The 25,689-nt window shown below is 42.8% G+C and carries 39 protein-coding genes; 3 read left to right on the top strand and 36 right to left on the bottom strand.

All coding sequences use genetic code 11. From position 1 onward, the window contains the following. Positions 1-110 precede the first annotated feature (110 nt). Entirely contained in the window at positions 111-1,793 is a 1,683-nt protein-coding gene (locus IGI71_RS01565; protein WP_005227126.1) for a DAK2 domain-containing protein, read from the bottom strand. 46 nt (positions 1,794-1,839) lie between these two features. Next, positions 1,840-2,202, bottom strand: a complete 363-nt coding sequence (locus IGI71_RS01560; RefSeq protein ID WP_005227125.1) for an Asp23/Gls24 family envelope stress response protein — start codon at positions 2,200-2,202, stop codon at positions 1,840-1,842. Positions 2,203-2,468: 266 nt separating this feature from the next. Between IGI71_RS01560 and rpmB the strand changes: the two genes are divergently transcribed. Beyond that, positions 2,469-2,657, top strand: a complete 189-nt coding sequence (rpmB, locus tag IGI71_RS01555; RefSeq protein ID WP_003128045.1) for a 50S ribosomal protein L28 — start codon at positions 2,469-2,471, stop codon at positions 2,655-2,657. Positions 2,658-2,819: 162 nt separating this feature from the next. Beyond that, positions 2,820-5,468 (top strand): YfhO family protein, encoded by a 2,649-nt coding sequence (locus IGI71_RS01550; protein WP_428210844.1) that lies wholly within the window; start codon positions 2,820-2,822, stop codon positions 5,466-5,468. A 209-nt stretch (positions 5,469-5,677) separates the two neighbouring features. On the opposite strand, the gene IGI71_RS01545 is transcribed toward IGI71_RS01550, so the two are convergent. Together IGI71_RS01545 and IGI71_RS01540 are read right to left on the bottom strand one after the other, a co-directional pair. Continuing rightward, positions 5,678-6,403 (bottom strand): Rgg/GadR/MutR family transcriptional regulator, encoded by a 726-nt coding sequence (locus tag IGI71_RS01545; RefSeq protein ID WP_430616145.1) that lies wholly within the window; start codon positions 6,401-6,403, stop codon positions 5,678-5,680. 87 nt (positions 6,404-6,490) lie between these two features. Then, the gene (locus tag IGI71_RS01540) at positions 6,491-6,664 is read right to left on the bottom strand and encodes a helix-turn-helix domain-containing protein (protein WP_430616143.1); all 174 of its coding nucleotides are present in this window, start codon (positions 6,662-6,664) and stop codon (positions 6,491-6,493) included. 310 nt (positions 6,665-6,974) lie between these two features. On the opposite strand from IGI71_RS01540, the gene IGI71_RS01535 reads away from it, so the two are divergent. Further along, entirely contained in the window at positions 6,975-8,288 is a 1,314-nt protein-coding gene (locus tag IGI71_RS01535) for an MFS transporter (RefSeq protein WP_430616142.1), read from the top strand. Between the two features lie 57 nt (positions 8,289-8,345). Here IGI71_RS01535 and truA read toward each other — a convergent pair whose 3' ends face one another. The 32 genes from truA to rplC form a co-directional block, all read right to left on the bottom strand. After that, positions 8,346-9,092: a tRNA pseudouridine(38-40) synthase TruA gene (gene truA, locus IGI71_RS01530; protein ID WP_010748617.1), complete on the bottom strand. Its 747-nt coding sequence runs from the start codon at positions 9,090-9,092 to the stop codon at positions 8,346-8,348. Between the two features lie 155 nt (positions 9,093-9,247). After that, the gene (locus tag IGI71_RS01525) at positions 9,248-10,045 is read right to left on the bottom strand and encodes an energy-coupling factor transporter transmembrane component T family protein (protein WP_430616141.1); all 798 of its coding nucleotides are present in this window, start codon (positions 10,043-10,045) and stop codon (positions 9,248-9,250) included. Further along, complete coding sequence (locus IGI71_RS01520) at positions 10,035-10,901, bottom strand: energy-coupling factor ABC transporter ATP-binding protein (RefSeq protein WP_430616139.1); 867 nt, start codon at positions 10,899-10,901, stop codon at positions 10,035-10,037. The genes IGI71_RS01525 and IGI71_RS01520 overlap by 11 nt, the downstream gene beginning before the upstream one ends. Continuing rightward, a complete protein-coding gene (locus IGI71_RS01515) occupies positions 10,877-11,713 on the bottom strand; it encodes an energy-coupling factor ABC transporter ATP-binding protein (protein ID WP_010748616.1) in 837 nt (278 codons plus the stop codon). The genes IGI71_RS01520 and IGI71_RS01515 overlap by 25 nt, the downstream gene beginning before the upstream one ends. A 271-nt stretch (positions 11,714-11,984) precedes the next feature. After that, positions 11,985-12,365, bottom strand: coding sequence for a 50S ribosomal protein L17 (gene rplQ, locus IGI71_RS01510; RefSeq protein WP_003128038.1), 381 nt, complete (start codon positions 12,363-12,365; stop codon positions 11,985-11,987). Between the two features lie 70 nt (positions 12,366-12,435). Further along, positions 12,436-13,374, bottom strand: coding sequence for a DNA-directed RNA polymerase subunit alpha (locus tag IGI71_RS01505; protein WP_008376367.1), 939 nt, complete (start codon positions 13,372-13,374; stop codon positions 12,436-12,438). Between the two features lie 79 nt (positions 13,375-13,453). Next, entirely contained in the window at positions 13,454-13,843 is a 390-nt protein-coding gene (rpsK, locus tag IGI71_RS01500; RefSeq protein WP_005227104.1) for a 30S ribosomal protein S11, read from the bottom strand. A gap of 27 nt (positions 13,844-13,870) precedes the next feature. After that, complete coding sequence (gene rpsM, locus IGI71_RS01495; RefSeq protein ID WP_005227102.1) at positions 13,871-14,236, bottom strand: 30S ribosomal protein S13; 366 nt, start codon at positions 14,234-14,236, stop codon at positions 13,871-13,873. A gap of 17 nt (positions 14,237-14,253) precedes the next feature. Beyond that, entirely contained in the window at positions 14,254-14,370 is a 117-nt protein-coding gene (rpmJ, locus tag IGI71_RS01490; RefSeq protein ID WP_002288710.1) for a 50S ribosomal protein L36, read from the bottom strand. A gap of 32 nt (positions 14,371-14,402) precedes the next feature. Further along, positions 14,403-14,621 (bottom strand): translation initiation factor IF-1, encoded by a 219-nt coding sequence (infA, locus tag IGI71_RS01485; protein WP_002288695.1) that lies wholly within the window; start codon positions 14,619-14,621, stop codon positions 14,403-14,405. Between the two features lie 188 nt (positions 14,622-14,809). Continuing rightward, entirely contained in the window at positions 14,810-15,454 is a 645-nt protein-coding gene (locus IGI71_RS01480; RefSeq protein ID WP_005227100.1) for an adenylate kinase, read from the bottom strand. 60 nt (positions 15,455-15,514) lie between these two features. After that, positions 15,515-16,810 (bottom strand): preprotein translocase subunit SecY, encoded by a 1,296-nt coding sequence (gene secY / locus IGI71_RS01475; RefSeq protein WP_005227099.1) that lies wholly within the window; start codon positions 16,808-16,810, stop codon positions 15,515-15,517. Next, the gene (rplO, locus tag IGI71_RS01470; RefSeq protein WP_003128016.1) at positions 16,810-17,250 is read right to left on the bottom strand and encodes a 50S ribosomal protein L15; all 441 of its coding nucleotides are present in this window, start codon (positions 17,248-17,250) and stop codon (positions 16,810-16,812) included. The genes secY and rplO overlap by 1 nt, the downstream gene beginning before the upstream one ends. 40 nt (positions 17,251-17,290) lie before the next feature. Continuing rightward, positions 17,291-17,470 carry a 50S ribosomal protein L30 gene (gene rpmD, locus IGI71_RS01465; RefSeq protein ID WP_003128015.1) on the bottom strand — a complete coding sequence of 60 codons (180 nt, stop codon included), beginning with the start codon at positions 17,468-17,470 and terminating at the stop codon, positions 17,291-17,293. Between the two features lie 13 nt (positions 17,471-17,483). Next, the gene (gene rpsE, locus IGI71_RS01460; protein ID WP_003128014.1) at positions 17,484-17,984 is read right to left on the bottom strand and encodes a 30S ribosomal protein S5; all 501 of its coding nucleotides are present in this window, start codon (positions 17,982-17,984) and stop codon (positions 17,484-17,486) included. Between the two features lie 20 nt (positions 17,985-18,004). Next, on the bottom strand, positions 18,005-18,361 hold the full coding sequence (gene rplR / locus IGI71_RS01455; protein WP_005227097.1) for a 50S ribosomal protein L18: 357 nt from the start codon (positions 18,359-18,361) through the stop codon (positions 18,005-18,007). 57 nt (positions 18,362-18,418) lie between these two features. Next, positions 18,419-18,955 carry a 50S ribosomal protein L6 gene (gene rplF, locus IGI71_RS01450; protein WP_005227095.1) on the bottom strand — a complete coding sequence of 179 codons (537 nt, stop codon included), beginning with the start codon at positions 18,953-18,955 and terminating at the stop codon, positions 18,419-18,421. 31 nt (positions 18,956-18,986) lie between these two features. Then, positions 18,987-19,385 carry a 30S ribosomal protein S8 gene (gene rpsH, locus IGI71_RS01445; RefSeq protein WP_005227093.1) on the bottom strand — a complete coding sequence of 133 codons (399 nt, stop codon included), beginning with the start codon at positions 19,383-19,385 and terminating at the stop codon, positions 18,987-18,989. Positions 19,386-19,417: 32 nt separating this feature from the next. Further along, positions 19,418-19,603, bottom strand: coding sequence for a type Z 30S ribosomal protein S14 (locus tag IGI71_RS01440; RefSeq protein WP_003128010.1), 186 nt, complete (start codon positions 19,601-19,603; stop codon positions 19,418-19,420). Between the two features lie 18 nt (positions 19,604-19,621). Beyond that, on the bottom strand, positions 19,622-20,161 hold the full coding sequence (gene rplE, locus IGI71_RS01435) for a 50S ribosomal protein L5 (protein ID WP_005227088.1): 540 nt from the start codon (positions 20,159-20,161) through the stop codon (positions 19,622-19,624). A gap of 27 nt (positions 20,162-20,188) precedes the next feature. Beyond that, positions 20,189-20,500 carry a 50S ribosomal protein L24 gene (gene rplX, locus IGI71_RS01430; protein WP_003128007.1) on the bottom strand — a complete coding sequence of 104 codons (312 nt, stop codon included), beginning with the start codon at positions 20,498-20,500 and terminating at the stop codon, positions 20,189-20,191. Positions 20,501-20,535: 35 nt separating this feature from the next. Further along, positions 20,536-20,904, bottom strand: a complete 369-nt coding sequence (gene rplN / locus IGI71_RS01425; protein WP_003128006.1) for a 50S ribosomal protein L14 — start codon at positions 20,902-20,904, stop codon at positions 20,536-20,538. Between the two features lie 60 nt (positions 20,905-20,964). Then, positions 20,965-21,231, bottom strand: coding sequence for a 30S ribosomal protein S17 (rpsQ, locus tag IGI71_RS01420; RefSeq protein WP_003128005.1), 267 nt, complete (start codon positions 21,229-21,231; stop codon positions 20,965-20,967). 24 nt (positions 21,232-21,255) lie between these two features. Next, entirely contained in the window at positions 21,256-21,444 is a 189-nt protein-coding gene (gene rpmC, locus IGI71_RS01415) for a 50S ribosomal protein L29 (protein WP_002288664.1), read from the bottom strand. Further along, positions 21,434-21,868: a 50S ribosomal protein L16 gene (gene rplP / locus IGI71_RS01410; protein WP_005226918.1), complete on the bottom strand. Its 435-nt coding sequence runs from the start codon at positions 21,866-21,868 to the stop codon at positions 21,434-21,436. Before rplP ends, rpmC begins: the two co-directional genes overlap by 11 nt. A 2-nt stretch (positions 21,869-21,870) precedes the next feature. Continuing rightward, positions 21,871-22,527, bottom strand: coding sequence for a 30S ribosomal protein S3 (gene rpsC / locus IGI71_RS01405; protein WP_005226916.1), 657 nt, complete (start codon positions 22,525-22,527; stop codon positions 21,871-21,873). 13 nt (positions 22,528-22,540) lie between these two features. Continuing rightward, positions 22,541-22,888, bottom strand: a complete 348-nt coding sequence (gene rplV / locus IGI71_RS01400; RefSeq protein WP_003127973.1) for a 50S ribosomal protein L22 — start codon at positions 22,886-22,888, stop codon at positions 22,541-22,543. A gap of 23 nt (positions 22,889-22,911) precedes the next feature. Further along, on the bottom strand, positions 22,912-23,190 hold the full coding sequence (gene rpsS / locus IGI71_RS01395) for a 30S ribosomal protein S19 (RefSeq protein ID WP_005226914.1): 279 nt from the start codon (positions 23,188-23,190) through the stop codon (positions 22,912-22,914). A 42-nt stretch (positions 23,191-23,232) separates the two neighbouring features. Beyond that, a complete protein-coding gene (rplB, locus tag IGI71_RS01390) occupies positions 23,233-24,066 on the bottom strand; it encodes a 50S ribosomal protein L2 (RefSeq protein WP_005226912.1) in 834 nt (277 codons plus the stop codon). Positions 24,067-24,105: 39 nt separating this feature from the next. Beyond that, entirely contained in the window at positions 24,106-24,399 is a 294-nt protein-coding gene (locus tag IGI71_RS01385; protein WP_005226911.1) for a 50S ribosomal protein L23, read from the bottom strand. Continuing rightward, the gene (gene rplD / locus IGI71_RS01380) at positions 24,399-25,022 is read right to left on the bottom strand and encodes a 50S ribosomal protein L4 (protein ID WP_005226910.1); all 624 of its coding nucleotides are present in this window, start codon (positions 25,020-25,022) and stop codon (positions 24,399-24,401) included. The genes IGI71_RS01385 and rplD overlap by 1 nt, the downstream gene beginning before the upstream one ends. A gap of 29 nt (positions 25,023-25,051) precedes the next feature. Next, a complete protein-coding gene (gene rplC, locus IGI71_RS01375) occupies positions 25,052-25,681 on the bottom strand; it encodes a 50S ribosomal protein L3 (RefSeq protein WP_003127967.1) in 630 nt (209 codons plus the stop codon). Between the last annotated feature and the right edge of the window lie 8 nt (positions 25,682-25,689).

The raw sequence follows: 25,689 nt of genomic DNA, 5'->3' as shown, positions 1-25,689 counted from the left end.
GGTACCCTCCTTTTCCAAAGTAATTTTATTTATTGCAGAGATTCCTGCATTCATAGAAAAAGACGGAGCCAAAAATCATCTACGATTTTTGCCCCCGCCGCCTAATTTGTTTATTCTGCTGAGAAAAGATACGGATAAACTGGCTGATCGCCTTGATGGATCTCTACTTCGATCTCAGGATGCAGCTCAACGATCGCTTCTTCAATTTTCGCTGCTTCTTTGGCTTTGCCTTCTTCACCGATAATGATGGTGACGATCTCAGTATCTTCTGTGATCATTTTTTCTAAGGTAGTCATGGAAGCAGAGAAACGATCAGGAACAGAAACAACGATTTTGCCGTCGACCATTCCTAAGAAGTCGCCTTCTGTGATTTCGATGCCATCAATTGATGTATTACGGATCGCATGAGTCACTGATCCGCTGACAACACTTGCTAAGACATCGGTCATAGCTTGCTGATTTTCAGCTAGTGTGGATTGCTCGTGGAATGCCAGCATCGCTGTCATCCCTTGTGAGATCGTCCGTGTTTCAACAACCGCTACTGGAATCTCGGAAACTTCCGCTGCTTGCTGTGCAGCCATAAAGATGTTTTTGTTATTTGGTAGAACGATCACTTGGTCGGCATTAACTTCATTGATCGCCAACAAAATGTCTTCCGTACTTGGGTTCATCGTTTGGCCGCCACTGATGACATATGAAGCACCCAGGCTAGTGAACAATTCTTTCAAGCCTTCGCCAGCCGCGATCGCGATGATCGCAAATGGTGTCCGTGGACGTTTCACTGGTGCAGGTTTTGCACCTTGCTGGTCGTGTTCCAAAATCGTTTCATGCTGAAGACGCATGTTGTCAACTTTGATTTTCACCAATGAGCCGAATTTTTGACCATAATTCATGACTTCGCCAGGATGTTCCGTATGGACATGGACTTTGATGATCTCATCGTCGTTGACCACTAATAAGGAATCCCCTAACTCATTTAAGTAATTACGGAATGTTTCATAATCAAATTCACTATCTACAGTCGGACCTTCACCGATCTTCACCATGATTTCTGTACAGTAACCAAAGGTGATATCTTCTGTCGCTAAGTGTCCTTGAACGCTGCGATGATGTTCGGCATTGACCATTTCATCCATAGCCGCTGGGGAAGGTTCGAAGATTTCATCGGCTGGGTATTCACCCGTCAACGCATTTAAGAAGCCTTCATAAATGAACAACAATCCTTGACCGCCGCTATCTACCACGCCGACTTCTTTTAAGACGGGCAATAGATCTGGGGTTTTCGCCAATGAACGTTTTGCACCGTGAACCACGGCTTTCATCACTTCGATACAATCATCGGTAGTTTGTGCTTTTTTCTCGCCATATTCAGCTGCGATGCGTGCCACAGTCAAGATGGTTCCTTCCACAGGTTTCATGACTGCTTTATAGGCGGTTTCTACTCCATGAGTAAAGGCTTGAGCCAATTCTGGTGCAGTGAGTGTTTCTGCGGTCGGGATAGCTTTAGAAAAACCGCGGAATAATTGAGATAAAATGACGCCAGAATTCCCACGTGCGCCCATCAATAGTCCTTTTGAAAGTGTAGCGGCAAGATCGCCGACGTTTTCTGAAGTCGCATCTGCGACCGCTTTTGCTCCACTGGTCATGGATAGATTCATGTTTGTCCCAGTGTCTCCATCTGGAACAGGAAACACATTCAATGAGTTGACAAACTCTGCATTAACTTGTAGACGAGCCGCGCCTGCCTGCACCATTTCTTGAAACTGACTTGCGCTGATATTCGTTACCTTCACTTAGATAGTCCTCCTTAAAATCATCCGCCATGAACGGATCCCTTGCCTAATCTGGCAGTACACGTACGCCTTGAACAAATACATTTACCGAGTTCGCAGATACACCTAGCATCGTTTCTAAGTTGTATTTCACTTTTTCCTGCACGTTGCGGGAAACTTCGGAAATCTTTGTTCCATAGCTGACGATCGTGTATACATCCACTGCAATGCCGTTTTCTTCTTGGCGGACAACGACACCGCGAGAATAATTTTCTTTTCGTAAAATTTCATTGATGTTATCTTTGATTTGTTTCTTGCTAGCCATACCAACAATGCCGAACACATCTGTTGCTGCGCCTCCGACCACTGTTGCAATGACTTCATTGCTGATTTCAATAATACCTGATGAGGTTTGAATTTTTACAGCCATTTTATAGCCTCCTTCAATGGGCATGACCCATCTTTCTTCTTACATATTTTATCATAGCTGTACCGCAAATAAAAGGATGAGACATATGAAAAGGGGCTTTCTGACCAAACGTCTTGCATTTCGACCTTGTTTAATTTACAATGTTTACCGGGAAAAGTCAATGTTTCTTGAAAATTACTCTTGCTTTTTTCACCTTTCTGTGATAAATTCAGATGGTATGAGCTGAAATAGCGCTCCAACATCAAGGCAAAGGAGGAAATAACCACATGGCTAAAGTTTGTTACTTTACTGGACGTAAAACTACAAGTGGAAACAATCGTTCTCACGCAATGAATGCGACAAAACGTACTGTGAAACCTAACTTGCAAAAAGTTCGCGTTATGATTGACGGAAAACCTAAAAAAGTTTGGGTGTCAACTCGTGCTTTGAAATCTGGAAAAGTTGAGCGCGTATAATTAGACCTTTTCGGCCGTTCGTTTTGAACGGCTTTTTTTGTACCCTTTTTTCTTTGGTGCGCTTTCACTTAGGTTTTCATTAAAGAAAACAGGTCTTTGTTTTTTTAATCGATTCACCTGTGGTAAACTAAGAAAAAATTGATAAAGAACAGGTGACTTCTTGTGACGAAAATAAAAACATTTGCCAAACAACATTGGCCTTATATGCTTGCTAGTTTCTGCTTGCCGTTTCTTATCATGGCAGTGATCTATTTGACCATCGGCATCTACCCTGGCAGCAGCCGCAGTGTCTTAGCCAGTGATGCCTTTTCACAATTCTCAAACTTTCATGCCAGCTTTCGCAATATGCTCTTAGGCAAGCAAAGTATCTTTTATACATGGAACGCCTCTTTAGGCTTGAATTATCTGGCACTGATCTCCTATTACTTAGGCGGGATCTTCACTCCTCTGGTCTTGTTTTTCCCAAATCAGCTGATGCCAGATGCGTTGTACTTCTTGACCTTGATCAAGATCGGCAGCGCGGGCTTGGCGTTTTGGTTTTATGCCAGCCAAACCTTTAAGATCCAACGTTGGCAGCATGTGACCTTAGCTGTCTGTTATGCCTTGATGTCCTTCATCACCGCCCATTCGGAACTGATCATGTGGCTTGATGCCATGATCTATCTACCGCTAGTGATTTTAGGTATTGACCGTTTAGTGAAAAAGAAAAAACCAGTCGTGTTATTTATCAGTTATCTGCTGTTATTTTTATCCAGTTTTTACATGGGCTTTATGATCGGTCTCTTTTCCGTGATGTATTTCTTGGTTCAGTTGGGCCGCAACTGGAAGCAAGCTCGGGGGGCGATCATCCCATATGGCATCACCTCCTTGTTAGCTGGCGGCGCCTCAATGGTAATCATCTTACCTGCCTTATTGGATTTGCGCTCAAACGGGGAAGAATTAACAACGATTTCTTCCTTTAAAACCGAAGCCACCGATGTCTTTGATCTCGTGATGAAAAACATGATCGGTGTTTACGATACGACAAAATACGGCTCCATTCCCTTCATCTATATCGGTTTATTGCCGTTGCTGTTGTGTATTTTATATTTTGTTTCGAAGAAAATCCGCTTGAAGGATAAATTCTTATACGCTGGCATGTTTGCTGTTTTGATCGCCAGTTTTTATATCGTGCCGATGAATCTTTTTTGGCACGGGATGCATGCCCCAAATATGTTCCTTTTCCGCTATGCCTATTTGTTCTCCTTCTTAGTGATCATGCTGGCGGGATACGGGTGGGAGCAGCTGCAGCAAAAAGATCGCGGCTTGTTTCTCATTATTGGTCTTTCTACGATCGTGTTGTTTGCCCTCTCCTACGCATTGAAAGGACCTGGAACCTATGAATATGTTTCCGCTACTTCTTTTGCGCTAACGATCGTATTCTTTGTTCTTTACTTGTTATGTATTGGGTTCGGGCAATTAGGTCTTTTAACACAAAAACGAGTGACGATCTTGATGCTAATCTTCGTCTGCGGAGAAATGGCCGTCAATACGAGCGGCATGGTTCGCGGAATTTTGAATGATTGGAACTATGCTTCTCGCAGTTTGTATACAGAACCTTATCCGGACATCAAAAAACTAGTCACTCAAGCCAACGAAGACAATGATACCTTTTTCCGATTAGAAAACCTTGATCCTGTTTCTTCTAACGACAGTATCAATTATGGCTACAGCGGTGTCAGCATGTTTTCCTCGATCCGTAACCGCAATTCCTCAAGCTACCTGGATAAGCTGGGCTTTCGGTCCCGCGGCACCAATTTAAATATCCGCTATCCGAATAATACCTTGCTGATGGATGCTTTTACAGGGATCAAATACAATATCTCCAAGCCAAATCTCACCAAATACGGCTTTCAACGTGTGGGGGAATCTGGTGAATACAAGCTTTATGAGAATCAAAATGCGTTACCGCTAGGTTTCTTGGCTGAACCAACCATTGAATCGATTGATCAGCCGCAAAATGACAACTTGACGAGCCAGAAAAATCTTTTCAATGGCTTGGCGGATTTAAATTTAGAGTATTTTGCCTTTCAGCCGATCACGGTGATCCATAGTAAAAATACAGATATCACCAATGACGGCATGTATATGAAATTTACCGAGCAAGAAAGCAATGTCGCAAAAGAAGTGACTTGGCAAGTGGAGGTTCCAGCGAACTCGCAAGCATACTTGAGTCTTTTCCCTGCCAACTTTGGGGAATTGGAAAGCTCATCTGCCACCGTGACAGTCAACGGTCAGCAGCGAGAAACGCAAATCAGTATCAACGGTCAATACTACGACTTAGGGCACTATGAGACCGATACGACGGTTCAATTCACCGTCAGCTTCTACGGAACGCCTGAAATCTCCTTCCAAAACCCGCAAGTCGTGACCTTGGATACCAACGCTTACCAACAAGCAATTGATGCGATCCAAGATCGAGGGGTCGCTATGACGGTCGGCAAACGCAGTGCCAAAGCCGATATCACGACTGAAAAAGAGCAGCAGCTTGTAACGACCATCCCTTATGACAAGGGCTGGACTGCTACGCTTGACGGCAAAGAAGTTCCAATCACCGCCTTTCAAGACGGCTTTATCAGTGTGACGATCCCAAGTGGCACCCATCACTTGGAACTGTCCTTCTTGCCGCAAGGCTTTGTTATCGGTGTTTGCTTGTTCTTCGGCTGCATCGCATTGTTTATCCTGTTTGCTTGGTTTTACCAGAAACAAGTAGCCAAAAAGCAAGTTTTAGACGACCAACGTCAACTCATGGATCAACCACCAGAAACCTAATCGAAAAAGAACCAACTCGTCTTTTTGAGGCGCTCCCCATAAGTTAGAGCAAACGCTGACTTATGGTTGTCGCTCAATGATCGGTGAGTTTGGTTCTTTTTTTGTGCTGGCGTTCCACAGTTGTTCGCTCTAGTGGCCTTAGCCTCCACTACCGACTAGGTCCCCTTCGATGCGGGGCCAAATGCCTAGCCCGTTAGCCCTTAGAGCGTTTAGCGAAACATAAGATAACTGTTAGGTTCTTCCGCATTTTTCTTGATGGAGTGCAACGATCGCTCCCATAATTTAACCATTTTGGTTTGTTTCAAGACGCGAAAGATCGAAAGCCCTTGGTCGATTTTCAACAGTCCTTTTTCTTGATCGCCATAAATATACCAGTACCACCCTTGATAGCAAAGAAGATGCGTGCTGTTTAGCATATCTCCGCGATCTGCCAATAATTCCTCTGCAATGGTCAACACCTCTTTTGCCCACTCCAGGCGGCGAAAATTGACAAACGTCGTAAAACAACTAAAAATCAAATCCATTTGAATTTCTCGCATCAAGGACAAGCCTTGTTCTTTTTTGGTGCGGGAAATAGCGATCTGCAGTAAGTGATAGGAGGTTTCGACAGGAAACAAGAATTGAAAATACCGAAACAGTAAAATCTCATAAACGCCCCAGTTGTCTACTTTCGTAAGGTAGGAAATGACGGGGCGAGTTTTGGTGCGCAGCTTTTCCATGTAGTCACCAGAAGAGTGATTGGGTTTAAGACCTGAGAGATTGATTTCATGTATCTCCTTTGTGATCTCAAGGTACAGAAAAACAAAAGAATGCTGTTTGGAAGCGGCGATCAGTTCGCTGCGCATTTCCTCCAGCCCTTCTTTGCTTCGCTGGGCGTGGACGTTACTCAAGCAAGCTTCTTTGTTGATCCCTAAAATTCGATCCAGTAAATCCATAAATTCGCTCGTCATATAGCTGGGGAAGCTCATCAGGTTGTCGTGACTTTTTATGCCTTTTTGCTGCGCACGTAAATAATAAAACTCCTACACCGTAACATGGATATTTTCTAATAAGCGTTCCAATCGATGAATACTGATACTTGAAGCACCTTGCTCAAATTTACTGATAAACGAGCGACTGTTTTGTTCATCCGCCACTTGAGCGATCGTATAGCCGCGCTCTTTGCGCAATTGTCGGTACAGTTTTCCTTCTTCCATAACCATCCTCCTAGCGATCAGTCTGCAAACGCCAAACCAATCTTGCTTTGCGAATGAAGCTCTGCCATTAAATGCTACTATTTTAGATTCAAATCTAGATTCAAATTTAGATTCAACCTTATAAAATGTTGAGGAACAAAATCTACGATCCCTATTTACATACCACTCTTTTAGCTGTTAGCCACTCGTGACAGTAACCTCTGGTACGCTCCTGGTACATTTAAATTCCACTATAGTGGATTATTTTCTCTTCTTAGTATAAAGCATCCTATACTGGTTTTACAACGTAGAACGTGAAAGGATGATTTCGATGAAAGAATATCAACAAAACAAAGGCTATCGTGCCTTAGTCAACGCCGCCTTACTCAGTGGCATCGGCATGAGTTTATTTAATATCGTGTTCGTGGTTTACGCCAGTACATTACCCTTTAATGCCCTTGCTGTTTCCTTAGCCTCCATGGCACTGCTGATCCCTGATCTCTTACGGATCCTGACCGGCTATCTAGCCGATCGTACCAAAAACAAAGTGCAATGGATGATCAGCAGTCGACTATTACAAGGAGTCCTTTTTGTGGCACTCGCTTTTTTGATCCAACAGCCGCCTAGTTTATGGTCTTTCTTCCTTTTGCTAGGCATCAACATTGTATCTGATTGTTTGGGCGCTTATTGTTCTGGGTTACAGCTGCCCTTTGTTCGCCGTCTTGTGCCTGCTGATTCCTTAGACAGTGCCATGGGCTTTCAAATGGCGTGTCAAACCACCGTTCAAATCGTCTTTCAAGGCATCGGTGCTTGGGGGATCATTTTACTGAATAATAATTTTGCGGCTTTTGGTTTGATCAATGCCGTGACGTTTTTCTTAGCCGCCATCGTGATCTTCTGGAACCGCTCGCTCTTTTATGCGGTGCCTGGGAAAATCAATCAAGCACCAACACCACTCTTTCAGAATTTCTCGGAAACCTTTAAATTATTGACTGGTACAGCTTTTCTTAAAAAGATGATCCTCTTTGCCTTACTGATCAATACCTTAGCTGCTAGCACGAGCGGTCTACTAAATCTCCAGCTGTTGGATGACCTTGCGCTTTGGTTTGCCACTTATGGCAACACCGTTGCGATGGCAGGCATCGCCACTTCCATCGGCATGGTCGCTGGCGCCTTGTTTGCTGCCGACTGGTTCAAAAATACTGGTCTGGTTCGCTTGATTGCGTATACCTCCTTCGTTTTATGTCTATTGACCTTGAATTTTCTCTTCCTGCATAATCGTTGGCTCATGATTGTGCTGCTCTTTGCTGAAGGCTATCTGATTGGAAAAATCAATCCTCGCTTTTCGGCACATCTGATTCGTGAGATCGATGAAGAACATCTCGCCATCAGCAGCGGGATCTTTTCCACCATTGTGATGCTAGGGGGACCCGTCGGTCAAATGGTCTTTTTAGGCATCGGCAATCGCTATCACGTTGCTTGGAGCTGGCTGCTTTACTTGCTTTTTGCATTTTTAGTAGCGATCGCTGCCTTAGTCGTTGCCAGTACCTTAGAAAAAACACCCACCACTGCTGCGCCTAAAAATGCTGCGGAAAGGACTGAAGATTGGCAAGAAACTGCCCCTGTTTTGCCTGAGAAAAAATAAAAACACAAGCTTTCGCTTTCTCTTTTTGGACAAGAGCAGCGAAGCTTGTGTTTTTCCTTATTCATAGGCAACGTGAACCAAATACAATCCTTCTGGATGAGCTGTGGGACCTGCTGCATTTCGGTCTTTTTGCGCAATGATCGCAGGAATACTGTCAGGTGCGAGTCGTCCATTGCCGATTTTTAACAATGTGCCCACCATGATTCGGATCATCTTGTACAAAAATCCATCGCCGCGAAAGGTGAAAATCAACTCATCTCCAGCGTCATTGACCGCCATGGACGCCTCATGGATCGTCCGTGTTTTGTCATCGACGGAACTGCCCGTCGCGCAAAAACTGGTAAAGTCATGGGTGCCTAAAAAATCTGGCAACGCTCGTTGGATTTTTTCCAAATCTAGCGGATACGGATAATAGCTGGCATAATGGCGACGGAAAGGACTGCGAGGTTTCCCAATGTCTACTCGAAACTGGTAGGTTTTTTCAACGACTAAGTAGCGGGCATGGAAGGTATCGTCAACGATCTCCACCGATTTTACCGCAACATCTTCTGGCGTTTGGGTATCTAAACCAAAGCGCATTTTTTCCAGTGGGCGCTTTTGAGGGAAATCGAAGTGGATCACTTGTCCTTGCGCATGGACCCCCGCATCGGTGCGGCCAGAGCCATGAATCTGAATCGGCTGACCATTGTTCATCTTCGTTAATGTCTTTTCAATCTCTTCTTGAACCGTTCTGCCATTGGGTTGACGTTGAAATCCTTGAAAATTCGTGCCATCATAAGCGATCGTCGCTTTATAGCGGACCATTGAATCACCTGTTTCTTTCTATTTTTTCAAAAAAAGGCCTATGAGAAAAGTCTGATCGGTCGACAGGCCTTTTCGAACCAGCCGCTGGGATCGCCAGCAGCCTCGATGCTTCGTTAAGAACCTTTCGTGGGTTGACTTCAATCATAGGTCTTCGATTATCCTCTTAAGAACACTAACGCTACTGTAAAGAGCACAAAAACGATGACAACCAATGTGTCCCGTTGATGCCAATGTAAAATCCGATACTTGGTACGCCCTTCGCCGCCTTGATAGCCTCTGGCTTCCATAGCGGTAGCTAGATCTTCCGCACGGTTAAAGCTGCTGACAAATAAAGGAATCAATAAAGGAACGATCGCCTTCATCTTCTGCAACAGTCCCCCTTCGCCGAAATCGACCCCGCGGGCACGCTGAGCATTCATAATTTTTTCTGTTTCATCCATCAAGGTTGGCACAAAGCGCAACGCGATCGACAGCATCAGTGAGATTTCATGGACAGGGAAACGGATCGCTTTTAACGGACGCAAAATGTATTCGATCGCATCTGAAAGCTCTAATGGAGGCGTCGTTAACGTCAACAAGGTCGACATGAAAATGATCAAAACAAAACGGCAAAAAATAAAAATCCCGTTTTGGACACCAAATTCTGTGATGTTAAAGATCCACCAAGACCAGTAGACGTCGCCGCCGGTAGTAAATAAAATCTGTAACGCCACAGTAAATAAAATCAGCCAAATCAAAGGACGCACGCCTCGAATAAAGAAGCCAAAATCGATTTTTGAAAAGGAGATACAAAAGAGCGTAAAAGCACCCGCTAATAAATAGCTTTGCCAATTATTCGCCAAAAAGATAATCGCGATAAAATAAAAACTAGCAATCAATTTGACTCGTGGATCTAAACGGTGGATCAAGGAGTCCCCAGGAATAAAACGACCGAAAATCAGTTTATTCATCATGGGCAGTCGCCCCCTTTGCTACTAAAACATCCGCCAGCTCATCAGCTGTTAGCGGCAACTGCTCAAATGCCAATCCTCTGGCTTGTAGTTGCTCCGCAAATGCGGTTGCTGTCGGTACCCCCAACTGCTTTTCTTGCAGCCAGGCAGTATCTTGAAACACAACGGACGGCGTGCCTGCTTTGACGAGACGTCCTTTTTCTAACACATAGACATAATCAGCATAGTTTGCCACATCATCCATCAAGTGGGTCACTAAAATGATCGTCATGTTCTTTTCCCGATGCAGGCGATCAAACATTTCCATCATCTCTTTGCGTCCTTGTGGATCTAAGCCAGCTGTCGGCTCGTCTAAGACCAAAACTTCTGGTTCCATAGCCAAGACCCCAGCAATCGCTACACGGCGCATTTGGCCCCCTGAAAGGTCAAATGGTGAACGTTGCAGAAAACTTTCATCTAAACCTACCAATTGAATGTATTCTTGGGCTAAACCTTTGGCTGCTTCTTCGGAGACCCCAAAGTTTTTCGGTCCAAAAGCGATATCTCTCGCAACAGTTTCCTCAAATAATTGGGATTCAGGAAATTGAAAAACGATCCCGACTTTTTTACGTAACGGTTTTAGATTTTTGTTGTCTGTCTCGGGTTTGATGACTCGCTCACCGATCGTGACCGTACCAGTCGTTGGTTTTAATAATGCATTCAAGTGCTGCAACAACGTAGATTTTCCGCTACCCGTATGACCGACTAAGGCGGTATAAGAGCCTTCTTTGATCTCTAAATCGATATCGAACAAAACCCGCTGTTCAAACGGAGAATGCGGTTGGTAGGTGAATCCTACTTGTTCAAAACGGATGTCCATAGCCAATCCACCATCCCTTCTTCAGTTAAGTACGCTTGCGGTACCGTGACGCCCCGCTGTTTTAGTGCCGCCTTTAATTTTTCAGGAAACGGCAGATCTAAGCCTAGCTCAATCAGTTCCGGACCTGCAGAAAAAATCTCTGCTGGTGTCCCTTCGCGGACGAGCTTTCCTTGACGCATCACCAGCACCCGATTGGCGTTGGCTGCTTCATCGATATCATGGGTGATCGAAAGCACGGTCAAATTGTTTTTCTCTTTGATTTTTTTGATCGTTGCGATCACTTCTTCACGACCTTCTGGATCTAGCATACTAGTGGCTTCATCAAGAATGATGATATCTGGGCGCAATGCAACTACGCCAGCAATGGCTACCCGCTGTTTTTGACCACCAGAAAGACGCGCGGGTTCCCGGGTCGCAAACTCGCTCATCCGTACTTGTTCCAGAGCGTCTTTGACACGAACCAGCATTTCTTCTCGCGGGATTCCTTGATTTTCCAAACCGAAAGCCACATCATCTTCCACCGTCGAACCAACGAATTGATTGTCAGGGTTTTGAAAGACCATACCGACCATTTTTCGAATATTCCAGATATTTTCTTCATTCAAAGGCAATTCGCCGACAGAAACACTGCCTTCTTGTGGCAAGATCAAGCCATTGATGGTTTTTGCTAAAGTTGATTTACCAGAGCCGTTATGGCCGATCAACGCCACCCATTCCCCTTTGTTGATGGAAAAGGATACGTTATTTAACGCGGCACGCTCTTCTTCGCTATAACGCACAGTAATAGCATTCAATTCAATGATTGGCTTCATGATAGACTCCTTCATTTGCGATTAATTCTTTCTAACACTACCAAAAAAGCGCACGTTTTTCAATGATTCACGCACGATTTGTCTCCAGATCTTTTTTTCACTTGCCATTACCTGTCTTGACAGGTAATCGAAAGTAAAAAAAAAGCACTTTATGATGAGTGCGTACACCTCGAAATACATCGAGGTGTAGGCGCTGAGCTAGACTCGGAAAGTTTCTTCCAACATCATAACACTCTTAGTAAACATCTATAAAGTGATGATAAGTGTGATTTTAAACAAGTTCTAGGATAACCATTGGTGCAGCATCTCCGCGTCTTGGTTCTGTTTTCAAGATACGAGTATATCCACCTTGGCGATCTGTGTAACGAGGAGCGATATCATTGAATAATTTTTGTAATGCTGATTCAATAACTACTTCTTCGTTTTCTTCACGTACACTTGCAACTTCATTACGAACGAATGCTGCTGCTTGACGACGTGCATGCAAATCACCACGTTTACCTAAAGTGATCATTTTTTCTGCAGTTGAACGAACTTCTTTCGCACGAGCTTCAGTCGTAACGATACGTTCGTTAATGAATAAATCAGTTGTCAAATCACGCAACATCGCTTTACGTTGGCTAGATGTGCGTCCTAGTTTACGATAACTCACGTGGTTTCCCTCCTTCACTTTCGAATGTTGTATCGGTCAGACGAACCGAACTAACGTAATCGAAAACGGTTTAATCGTCTTTACGTAGTCCTAAACCTAAATCATGTAATTTCACTTTGACCTCTTCAAGAGATTTACGGCCTAAGTTTCTTACTTTGATCATTTCTGGTTCAGATTTGTTTGTCAATTCTTGTACAGTATTGATTCCTGCACGTTTTAGACAGTTGTATGAACGAACAGATAAGTCTAATTCTTCGATCGTCATTTCCAACATTTTTTCTTTTTGTGTTTCTTCTTTCTCAACCATGATTTCAGCGTTTTTCGCTTCATCCGTTAGGTTAACAAAGATGTCTAAATGTTCAGTCATGATCTTCGCAGACAAACTCATTGCTTCCAATGGTTCGATTGAGCCATCAGTCCATATTTCCATCGTTAATTTGTCGAAATCATCCCGACGACCGACACGTGTGTTTTCTACTTGGTAGTTGACACGACGTACTGGTGTATAGATTGAATCGACTGGAAGAACGCCGATCGGCATGTCTTCTTTTTTGTTTTCGTCCGCTTGAACGTAGCCGCGGCCAGGTTTCACTGTTAAGCGAGCATGGAACGTAGCACCTTCAGAAACGGTACAGATATACATATCTTTGTTAAGGATTTCTACATCACTATCAACGATGATATCGCCAGCAGTTACTGTAGCAGGTCCTGAAATATCAATTTCAAGGGTCTTTTCTTCATCCCCGTACATTTTCAATGCAAGACCTTTAATATTCAAGATGATTTGAGCAACGTCTTCCCGAACACCCTTAACAGTTGAGAATTCGTGTAAAACTCCATCGATTTGAATATTGGTGATTGCCGCACCAGGTAAAGAAGATAATAAAATACGACGTAGGGAATTTCCTAGTGTAGTTCCGTAGCCTCTTTCAAGAGGTTCCACGATGAACTTGCCATAATCTTTGTCTTCATCAATCTTTGCGATTCTTGGTTTTTCGAATTCAATCATTCTTATCTATTACCCCTTTCAAAACGAAAAGTGTCTTGTTCAATGACGTATTTGTTACACTCAAAATGAGCAGCACTCATTAAACACGACGGCGTTTTGGAGGGCGGCATCCATTATGAGGGACTGGAGTCACGTCACGGATCGCACTCACTTCCAAACCTGCTGCTTGTAATGAACGAATTGCTGCTTCACGTCCAGAACCAGGTCCTTTAACTGTTACTTCAACAGTTCTTAATCCGTGTTCCATTGCTGCTTTGGTAGCTGTTTCTGCTGCCATTTGAGCGGCAAAAGGAGTAGATTTTTTGCTTCCTTTGAAACCTAATGAACCAGCTGATGACCATGCTAATGCATTACCATGAGTATCAGTGATCATTACGATTGTATTATTGAATGTTGAGTGAATATGTGCAATACCCGCTTCAATATTCTTTTTCACACGGCGTTTACGACTCACTTTTTTTGCTGCCATGAAGTTTTAACCTCCTTCACTTAGGAATTATTTTTTCTTGCCTGCGACTGTTTTAGACGGGCCTTTACGAGTACGTGCATTGTTTTTCGTGTTTTGTCCACGAACTGGCAATCCACGGCGATGACGGATTCCACGGTAAGAACCGATTTCCATCAATCGTTTGATGTTTAAGTTCACTTCACGACGAAGGTCACCTTCAACTTTTAATTTATCAACTTCCGCACGGATAGCATCTGTTTGTTCATTCGTTAAATCACGAACGCGAACTTCTTCAGACACGCCAGCGTCAGCTAAAATTTGTTTTGCAGTCGTGTTACCAATACCATAGATATAAGTAAGTGAAACGACCACACGTTTATCACGAGGAATATCTACTCCTGCAATACGAGCCATATTTGTTACACCTCCGATTATCCTTGACGTTGTTTATGTTTTGGATTTGCTGGGCAAATCACCATAACGCGTCCTTTACGACGAATTACTTTACAATGTTCGCACATTGGTTTTACTGATGGTCTTACTTTCATGATAATACCTCCTGTGGTTTTACGGAGTACAATTATTTAAAGCGATAAGTAATGCGGCCACGGTTCAGATCATACGGGGATAATTCCACCGTCACTTTGTCTCCAGGTAAAATACGAATGTAGTGCATCCGGATCTTACCAGAAACGGTCGCTAGAACTTGGTGTCCGTTTTCCAATTCTACTTTAAACATTGCATTCGGCAAAGTTTCGACGACTGTACCTTCGACTTCAATCATATCTTCTTTTGCCACGCACAGTACCTCCTTGTACTTGTGATTTTCACACGATAAAATGGCGGAAACTCGGTTCCCACCTGATATTCTCAAACTATGCTCCTACTTAATAAAAAGTAGAAGTCGGACTGACATATTCTATCATATCCTGTCAAAGATTTCAAGAGAAAGTTTTAAGCTGCAAGTTGGACTCGGGCAATCTATGATTAGTCAATGATCTTTTGAACATCTTCGAATACAGCGTCGATGTCGCGATCCCCATCAATCGATTGCAATAACCCTTTGTCTTTGTAATAAGTCAAAATTGGTTCACTGCTTTTGATATTGACAGCTAGACGATTTTTGACCGTCTCAGGCTTATCATCTTCACGTTGGTAGAAGTCATGACTTCCACAACGATCACATGTTCCTTCCTCTTTTGGAGGATTGAACAATTTATGATAAGTTGCCCCACAATTGCGGCACATGAAGCGGCCGGCTAAACGTTCTACAAGAACTTCTTCAGGAACATGAATATCAATAACGGCATCAAGTTTTTTGTTAAGGTCAGCTAGCATCTCATCTAACGCTTTTGCTTGATCCAATGTACGAGGAAAACCATCTAATAAGAAACCTTTCTCGGTATCAGGTTCAGCTAAACGTTCTTTAACGATCCCATTTGTAACCTCATCAGGAACTAATGCGCCTTGATCCATGTATGATTTTGCTTTAAGGCCTAGTTCTGTTTCGTTCGCCATCGCAGCCCGAAACATATCGCCTGTTGAAATATGAGGAAGACCGTATTCAGCAACGATACGTTCTGCCTGAGTACCTTTTCCAGCACCAGGTAATCCCATTAAAATGAAGTTCATTCTAATTCCTCCTGTAAGTTTTTGAATAGTGTTGAGGAAATCCTCAACACTTCAATAACTTTAATTGATGAAACCAGTATATTTCCGTTTCAGCATAAGCCCTTCTAACTGCTTGGCAGTATCAAGTGCCACACCGATAATGATCAATAGACTCGTTCCACCTAGACCGATCGATTGCGGTAGATTCCAAGCCATCTGAGCGATGATTGGAAGTAAAGCAACCAATCCTAAAAAGATCGATCCAACCGTGCTTAATCGCATCAACAAACGTGATACATATTCTTCGGTTCCTTTACCAGGACGCACACTCGGAATGTAACTTCCTTGTTTTTGCAAGTTTTCCGCTAATTTCTCAGGGTTCACTTGAACAAATGCGTAGAAGAAAGTAAACGCAACGATCAAGACAGTATAGATGATCGCACCCGGTACAGTGTTGTAACTAAAGATCGTTTGCACCACTTCGTACCAAGTTTCTCCTCTATATGAACTACCTAATGCTTGAATGATCGCATTTGGTGTTGTAATAAAAGAACTGGCAAAGATAACTGGGATAACCCCGGCAGCATTTACTTTCAAAGGAAGGTAACTGCTGGTAGGCGCTCCTGCTACCCGTTTTGTATATTGGATCGGAATCTTGCGTTCTGCTTGTTGAACATACGTTACTAAAGTAATGACGATCAACACAGCGATCACAAGCAGCGCCATAAAGATAGCATTTAGCCAGATATCCGATTGATCCACGTTAATGAAGTAATCTTCAATCAATTCTTTGATGCTTGCTGGTAAGCGTGAAATGATCCCTGCAAAGATGATCATTGACACACCGTTTCCGATACCACGCTCGGTGATCTGCTCTCCTAACCAAGTGACTAACATCGTTCCGGCTGTTAAAATCAGACCGATCACGATATAGGTTGCCATATTAGGATTGTTTACAAACCCGAGTTGAGTGTAATAGTTAAATCCAGCCGTTAATGTCATGGATTGGACAAAGCCCAATACCAACGTCAAGTAACGTGTTGCCTGATTTAGTTTCTTACGACCCACTTCACCTTGCTTCGACCATTCAACAAATTTAGGGACGATATCCATCTGCAACAACTGAATAACAATTGAGGCAGTGATGTAAGGCGAAACCCCCATCGAGAAAATCGAAAATTGTTGCATGGCGCCACCACTTACCAAGTTTAACATGTTTAAAAATGGTAGATCTGCGATGGTGTTTAGGCGACTTGCGTCTACGCCTGGCACAGTAATATGTGTTCCCAGACGAAAGACAAACAAGATTAAGACGGTGAACAATATTCTGGATCTAATATCCTTAACCTTAAAGGCATCCTTCAATAGTCTGATCATTAGATCACCTCGATTGATCCACCAGCAGCAACGATTGCTTCTTCAGCTGCTTTTGAGAATTTAGCTGCTTTCACAGTCAATTTCTTCGTTAATTCTCCGTTAGCTAATACTTTGATTCCTGCTTTTTCGTCTTTGACGATTCCAGCTTCGTGTAAAGCAACAGGTGTTACTTCAGCACCGTCTTCAAAGCGGTTCAAGACATCAAGATTGATGACTGCATATTCTTTGCGGTTCACATTTGTAAAGCCACGTTTTGGTAAACGACGGAACAATGGTGTTTGTCCACCTTCGAATCCTAGACGTACTCCGCCGCCTGAACGAGCTTTTTGACCTTTTTGTCCACGTCCAGCTGTTTTACCGTTACCAGATGAAGTTCCTCGACCGACACGGTTACGTACTTGGCGTGAGCCTTCTGATGGTTTTAATTCATGAAGTTTCATAGGTTTGGCACCTCCTTAATCAAACTAGATCTGCTGATCCTTAGACCTCTTCAACGTCCACTAAGTGAGAAACAGTGTTAACCATGCCTTTGATTGCATCATTAGCAGGTTTTACAACTGTTGAATTCAACTTTGTAAGACCTAACGCTTTTACAGTATCACGTTGGTTTTGGGGACGTCCGATAATACTGCGTTTTAAAGTAATTTTCAATTCAGCCATTATAGTGTCCTCCTTAACCGATTAATTCTTCTACTGATTTGCCGCGAAGTGCTGCCACTTCTTCAGCGCGTTTTAATTGTTTTAAACCTTCAACTGTTGCGCGAACAACGTTGATTGGTGTGTTAGAACCTAAAGATTTAGATGTGATATCAGCTACCCCAGCTAATTCCAATACGGCACGAACTGGTCCACCAGCAGCTACCCCAGAACCTTCTACAGCAGGTTTCATAAGGATGCGTCCGCCGCCGAATACACCGATAACTTCGTGAGGGATTGTAGAACCAACCATTGGTACTTCCACCAAGTTTTTCTTCGCGTCTTCGATTGCTTTACGGATTGCTTCTGGTACTTCTTGTGCTTTACCAGTACCGAAACCTACGTGTCCGTTTTTGTCACCGACAACAACTAATGCAGCAAAACGTAGACGACGTCCACCTTTAACAACTTTAGTTACACGGTTGATCGCAACAACGCGGTCTTCTAATTCCAAATGTTTTGGATCAATATAAACCATGAATGGTGTTCCTCCTTCTCTTAAAATTCCAGTCCATTTTCGCGAGCTGCTTCAGCTAAAGCTGCTACACGGCCATGGTAAAGGTATCCACCACGGTCAAAGACTACTACTTTAATACCTTTTGCTGCTGCACGTTCTGCGACTAATTTACCGACAGCTTGTGCTTGTTCAGTTTTTGTTGCACCTGAAACTTCTTTGTCTAAGGCAGAGGCACTTGCTAGCGTCACACCCGCTACGTCATCAATTACTTGTGCGTAGATGTTTTTGTTCGAACGGAACACGTTTAAGCGTGGGCACTCAGCAGTACCAGAGATTTTGTTACGTACACGACGATGTCTTTTCTGACGTGTCTTGTTTTTATCTGGTTTTGTAATCACAATTTGTCACCTCTTTTAATTTTGCTAGCCTAAGCTGCTAGTCGTAAAGAATTACGACTATTTACCAGTTTTACCTTCTTTACGGCGTACAAATTCGCCAACATAACGAATTCCTTTGCCTTTGTAAGGTTCTGGAGGACGAACGCCACGGATATTGGCAGCCAATTCGCCTACGACTTCTTTATCTGATCCTTTAACGATCACAGAAGTATTTGAAGGAACTTCGATTTCGATTCCAGCTGGCGCTTCGATTTCAACTGGATGAGAGTAACCAACGTTCAATACAAGTTTTTTCCCTTGTAATTGAGCACGGTACCCAACCCCGATTAATTCTAACGCTTTTTGGAAACCTTCAGAAACACCAACAACCATGTTGTTGAAGTTTGCACGGGTAGTTCCGTGGATAGTTTTCATTTCTTTACTATCATTTGGACGAGTGAATGTTACTTCGTTTCCTTCGATATTCATTGTGATATCAGAAGAGAAAGTACGTGTTAATTCACCTTTAGGTCCTTTAACTGTAATGTCGTTTCCGTTTTGCTTGATTTCAACACCAGCAGGAAGAACGACGATCTTATTACCGATACGACTCACTTAGAGGCACCTCCTTGTGGAATATTTTAAATTACCATACATAAGCGACTACTTCGCCGCCAACATTTTTTGCTCTAGCTTCTTTGTCAGTGATTACACCGTCAGAAGTTGAGATAATCGCGATTCCTAGACCATTCAATACTTTTGGTACTTCGTCAGCTTTGACATAAGCACGCAAGCCTGGTTTAGAGATACGTTTTAAGTTTGTGATAACACGTTCACCGTTTTTACCGTATTTAAGAAATACGCGGATCACGCCTTGTTTGTCATCTTCAATGTATTCAACATCGCGGACGAAACCTTCACGTTTCAAGATTTCAGCGATATCACGTTTGATTTTTGAAGCAGGTACTTCTAGGCTTTCGTGTTTAACCATGTTTGCGTTACGCACGCGCGTTAGAAAATCTGCAATTGGATCTGTCATGACCATGGGATAATTTACCTCCTTTATGCGAGTATAGTTTACCAGCTAGCTTTCTTCACGCCGGGAATTTGTCCTTTATAGGCAAGTTCGCGGAAGCAAATACGGCAAAGATGAAATTTACGATAAACTGAATGTGGACGTCCGCAACGTTCACAACGAGTGTATTCTTGCGTTGAGAATTTAGCAGGGCGTTTGTTTTTAGCAATCATTGATTTTTTAGCCACGTAGTTCGCCTCCTTTTTTTATTTTTGGAATGGCATGCCTAATTGTGTCAACAATTCACGAGATTCTTCATCTGTGTTTGCTGTTGTTACAATCACGATATCCATACCACGTACTTTGTCGATCAAATCATAATCTACTTCAGGGAAAATCAATTGTTCTTTGATACCTAAAGTGTAGTTTCCGCGTCCGTCGAACGCTTTTTTGCTCACACCGTGGAAGTCACGGACACGTGGCAATGACACACTTACTAGTTTATCTAAGAATTCATACATTCTTTCGCCGCGTAGTGTTACTTTCGCACCGATTGGCATTCCTTCACGTAAACGGAATCCTGCGATAGATTTTTTCGCTTTTGTGATCAATGGTTTTTGACCTGAGATCAATTGTAATTCTTCAACAGCTTTGTCTAAGTTTTTAGCATTAGAAACAGCGTCACCGACACCCATGTTGATAACGATTTTATCAACTTTTGGTGCTTCCATGATTGAGCTGTAGTTAAATTTGTCCATTAATGATGGGACAACTTCTTTTGAATATTTTTCTTTAAGGCGGTTCATCTGTTAGCCCCTCCTTCCTTCATCAGATTATTTATCAAGAACTTCTCCGGTTTTCTTAGAAACGCGGACTTTTTTGCCGTCAACTTCTTTGTAACCGACACGCGTAGCTTCACCGTTCGATGGATCAACCACCATCACGTTAGAAACATGAATTGGTGCTTCCATTTCAACGATTCCGCCTTGAGGAGCAGTTTGAGAAGGTTTTTGGTGTTTTTTGACAACATTGACACCTTCAACAACGACTTTGTCTTTTTTAGGAAACGCTGCTAGCACAACGCCTTCTTTGTTTTTGTCTTTACCAGTGATAACTTTAACTTTATCGCCTTTTTTAACAAACATGTTTGTTTCGCACCTCCTTTAGATAAGAATCACTATTACAATACTTCTGGTGCTAGGGAAACGATCTTCATAAAGTTGCCTTCACGCAATTCGCGGGCAACTGGGCCAAAGATACGAGTTCCACGAGGGCTCTTATCGTCACGGATAATAACCGCAGCATTTTCATCGAATTTGATGTATGAACCGTCTGTACGACGAGCTCCTGATTTAGTACGAACGATAACGGCTTTAACGACGTCACCTTTTTTGACAACCCCACCTGGCGTTGCTTGTTTAACCGTAGCAACAATCACGTCACCAATATTGGCAGTTTTACGACCAGATCCGCCAAGGACTTTGATCGTTAGAATTTCACGGGCACCTGAGTTGTCCGCCACTCTTAATCGGCTTTCTGCTTGGATCACGATGTGTATCCTCCTTTCAGATTTTGCAATTCACAATCTATATAGGAAAATCTCGTGTGATTAGATAATCACTGCCTTTTCAACAATCTCTACTAGACGGAAACGTTTCGTAGCTGATAATGGACGAGTTTCCATAATTTTCACGATATCGCCAACTTTTGCTTCGTTGTTTTCATCGTGTGCTTTGTATTTCTTAGAATAGTTCAGACGTTTGCCGTAGATAGGGTGGTTTTTCTTTGTTTCAACGACAACAGTGATAGTTTTATCCATTTTGTCTGATACCACGCGACCTTGGTAAACTTTGCGTTGATTTCTTTCTTCAGTCATACGCTAAATGGCCTCCTTCCACTATTACTTAGCTTGTTCACGCAATACTGTTTTAATGCGTGCAATCGATTTACGTACTTCTTTGATACGTGCAGTGTTTTCTAATTGACCTGTTGCTAATTGGAATCTAAGATTGAACAATTCTTCTTTCAATTGTTTTTCTTGATCTAGCATTTCGGCAGTGGTTAATTCTCTGATTTCTTTAACCTTCATTCGATTCACCACCCATTTCCTCACGTTTTACGATCTTCGTTTTCACTGGTAATTTGTGAGAAGCAAGACGTAGCGCTTCGCGCGCAACTTCTTCAGGTACACCGGCAATTTCAAACATGATTTTACCACGTTTAACTGGTGATACCCATCCTTCAGGAGCCCCTTTACCAGAACCCATACGTACCCCGATAGCTTTGGCAGTATAAGATTTGTGAGGGAAAATTTTGATCCATACTTTCCCGCCACGTTTCATATAACGAGTCATTGCGATACGGGCAGCTTCGATTTGACGGTTTGTGATCCAGTGTGATTCAACAGCTTGTAAGCCGTATTCACCGAATGCTACTTCTTTTCCGCCTTTCGCTTCGCCACGCATTTTTCCGCGGAACTCACGACGGTGTTTTACACGTTTAGGTACTAACATGTTTATTTCCCTCCTTTCTCAGTGTTCTTTTTAGTTGGAAGAACTTCTCCACGATAAATCCACACTTTAACTCCTAGTTTTCCGTATGTTGTATCTGCTTCTTCCCATGCGTAATCAATGTCCGCACGTAATGTATGAAGTGGAACGGTTCCTTCTGAGTAACCTTCTGAACGAGCGATATCCGCACCATTTAGACGGCCAGAAACTTGTGTTTTGATTCCTTTAGCGCCAGAACGCATTGTGCGTTGGATCGCTTGTTTTTGAGCACGACGGAAAGCAACACGGTTTTCTAATTGACGTGCGATTCCTTCGCCTACTAATTTAGCATCTAAATCTGGTTTTTTGATTTCAACGATGTTGATGTGAACTCGTTTGCCAGTTAGGCTATTTAATTCTTTTCTTAGGTTTTCGACTTCAGATCCGCCTTTACCGATAACCATACCTGGTTTAGCTGTGTGGATTGAAATATTCACGCGGTTTGCTGCACGCTCGATCTCAACTGTAGACACAGCGGCATCAGCAAGTTTAGATGCGATAAATTTACGGATTTTCAAATCTTCATGTAGAAATTCAGCATACTCTTTTTCAGCATACCATTTAGCATCCCAGTCACGGATGATGCCTACACGCATTCCAATTGGATGTACTTTTTGACCCACTGATTGTCCCTCCTTATTTTTCTGATACGACTACAGTAATATGACTTGTACGTTTGTTGATCGGTGAAGCTGAACCTTTCGCACGTGGACGGAAACGTTTCATCGTTGGTCCTTCGTTTACGAATGCTTCAGAAACAATCAAGTTTTCAACATCTAAGTCAAAATTATTTTCTGCATTGGCAATAGCTGACATCAAGACTTTCTCGATGATTCCAGCTGCTTTATTTGGTGTGAACTTTAAGATCGCGATTGCTTCAGCAACGCTTTTCCCTCTGATTAAGTCAATAACTAGACGAGATTTACGAGGAGAAACGCGGACTGTTTTAGCAGTTGCTTTCGCTGATGTGATTTGTTCTGCCATTTTTGGATATCCTCCCCTCAAAATTAGCGTCTTGTTTTCTTATCATCGGCAGCATGTCCGCGATAAGTTCTTGTTGGTGCAAATTCACCTAATTTGTGTCCTACCATGTCTTCTTGGATGTAAACTGGTACATGTTTCCGTCCATCATACACAGCAATTGTAAATCCGATAAAATTAGGGAAAATTGTAGAACGACGTGACCAAGTTTTGATCACTTTTTTCTTTTCAGCGCCTTCTTGTGCTTCGACCTTTTTCATCAAATGGTCATCGACAAAAGGTCCTTTTTTCAAACTACGACCCATGGTGTACCTCCTCTCAAAATGTGCGACACACGGTCAAGTATATTACTTAGTTTTACGACGACGAACGATAAGTTTGTCTGATTTTGCTTTTTTGTTACGTGTTTTGTAACCAAGTGCAGGTTGTCCCCAAGGAGAAACTGGTGCTTTACGTCCGATTGGTGCTTTACCTTCACCACCACCGTGTGGGTGATCATTAGGGTTCATTACGCTACCACGTACAGTTGGGCGTTTGCGCATCCAACGAGAACGACCGGCTTTACCGATGTTGATCAATTCGTGTTGTTCATTACCAACAGAACCGATTGTTGCACGACATGATGCTAAGATCATCCGTACTTCACCAGAGTTCAAGCGGATCAATACGTATTTGCCTTCTTTACCAAGTACTTGAGCACTTGTTCCAGCTGAACGAATCAATTGTCCACCTTTACCAGGTTTCATTTCGATGTTGTGGATAACAGTACCGACTGGAATGTTTTCTAGTGGTAATGCATTCCCTACTTTAATATCTGCATCTGGACCAGAAACGACAGTCATGCCAACTTCTAATCCTTTAGGTGCTAAGATGTATGCTTTTACTCCATCCTCGTAATGTACTAACGCAATGTTAGCAGAACGGTTTGGATCATATTCAATCGTTTTAACCGTAGCAACGACGTTGTCTTTGTTACGTTTGAAATCGATCAAACGGTATTGACGTTTGTGACCGCCACCTTGATGACGAACCGTGATACGTCCGTTGTTGTTACGACCAGCATTGTTTTTCAAAGGAGCTAACAATGTTTTTTCTGGTGTTGAAGTTGTGATTTCAGCGAAATCAGAACTTGTCATATTACGACGGCCGTTCGTGGTAGGTTTGTACTTTTTAATCGCCACGTCTTTTTCCCTCCCATGTAAAGTTTATGCGTGAGTTGCTTATTCAGCAGCTTCGAAAATTTGGATTTCTTTAGAATCTTCAGTTAAAGTCACAACAGCTTTGCGACGTTTTTTTGTATATCCTGCATATTTACCCATGCGTTTGAATTTCGGACGAACGTTGATGATGTTCACGTTTGCCACTTTCACTCCGTCAAAGGCAGCTTCTACAGCTTGTTTTACTAAAGTTTTGTTAGCTTTTGTGTCCACTTCAAAAGTGTATTTCTTGTCATCCATGGCAAGCATTGATTTTTCAGTGATCACTGGGCGTTTAATAACGTCTAGTAAGTTCATTATGCAAGCACCTCCTCGATCTGAGTAAGAGCAGTTTGTGTCACTAACATTTTGTCGTTAGAAACGATGTCTAAAACACTAATGTTATCAGCAGTAACTACAGAAACTTTTGGCAAGTTGCGCGCAGATAAAGCGGCAAAGTCGTTTTCAGATTCTAAAACTACCAATACTTTAGAGTCAATTGTCAAGTTAGCTAAAACTTGTTTGAATTCTTTTGTTTTTGGAGCATCAAAGCTTAACCCTTCTACTGCTACCAAGTTATTTGAAGCAACTTTTTCTGACAATACAGATTTCATTGCTAAGCGACGAACTTTTTTAGGAAGTTTGTAGCTATATGAACGTGGTGTTGGTCCGAAGACTACGCCACCTCCACGCCATTGTGGTGAACGGATTGAACCTTGACGGGCACGTCCAGTTCCTTTTTGGCGCCATGGTTTACGGCCACCGCCACGAACGGCACTGCGGTTTTTCACAGCGTGTGTTCCTTGTCTTAATGAAGCGCGTTGCATGATGATTGCATCATAGACAACTGATTCATTTGGTTCGATTCCGAAGATTTCTTCGTTCAATGTAATTTCGCCATTTTGGCTTCCATCTTGTTTGAATAATGCTACATTCGGCATTCCTTAGTTCCTCCTTTCTTCCTATCTACTTATTTAGCTTTCACAGCTGATTTGATTGTAATCAATGATTTTTTCGCGCCAGGTACATTACCTTTGATCAAGATAACGTTGCGTTCTGCGTCTACGCGTACGATTTCCAAGTTTTGGATCGTGATGCGATTTCCGCCCATACGTCCAGCAAGACGTTTGTTTTTGAATACACGGTTAGGTGCAACTGGACCCATTGATCCAGGACGACGGTGGTAACGAGAACCGTGAGCCATTGGTCCGCGGCTTTGTCCGTGACGTTTGATAACGCCTTGGAATCCTTTACCTTTCGAAGTGCCGGTTACATCGATGATGTCTCCTGCTTCAAAAATATCAACTTTGATTTCTGATCCTACTTCTAAGCCCTCTAGCTCTACATTCTTGAATTCGCGAATGAAGCGCTTAGGAGCCGTGTTTGCTTTTGCAACATGACCTTTCGCAGGTTTGTTAGACAAAACTTCACGCATATCTTGGTAGCCGACTTGAATTGCTTCGTAGCCGTCATTTTCGATTGTTTTCACTTGTAGCACTACGTTTGGTGTAGCTTCTACTACAGTTACTGGAATCAATTCGCCAGATTCAGTGAAGATTTGAGTCATTCCCACTTTTTTCCCTAAGATTCCTTTGGTCATGATTACAC

Origin of the sequence: Enterococcus sp. DIV1279b, assembly GCF_050531515.1 — a bacterium.
GTDB classification, from domain to species: Bacteria; Bacillota; Bacilli; order Lactobacillales; family Enterococcaceae; genus Enterococcus_D; species Enterococcus_D casseliflavus.
The sequence above is the reverse complement of the archived record's forward strand: the minus strand, read 5'-3'. Positions and strand labels throughout refer to the sequence as shown.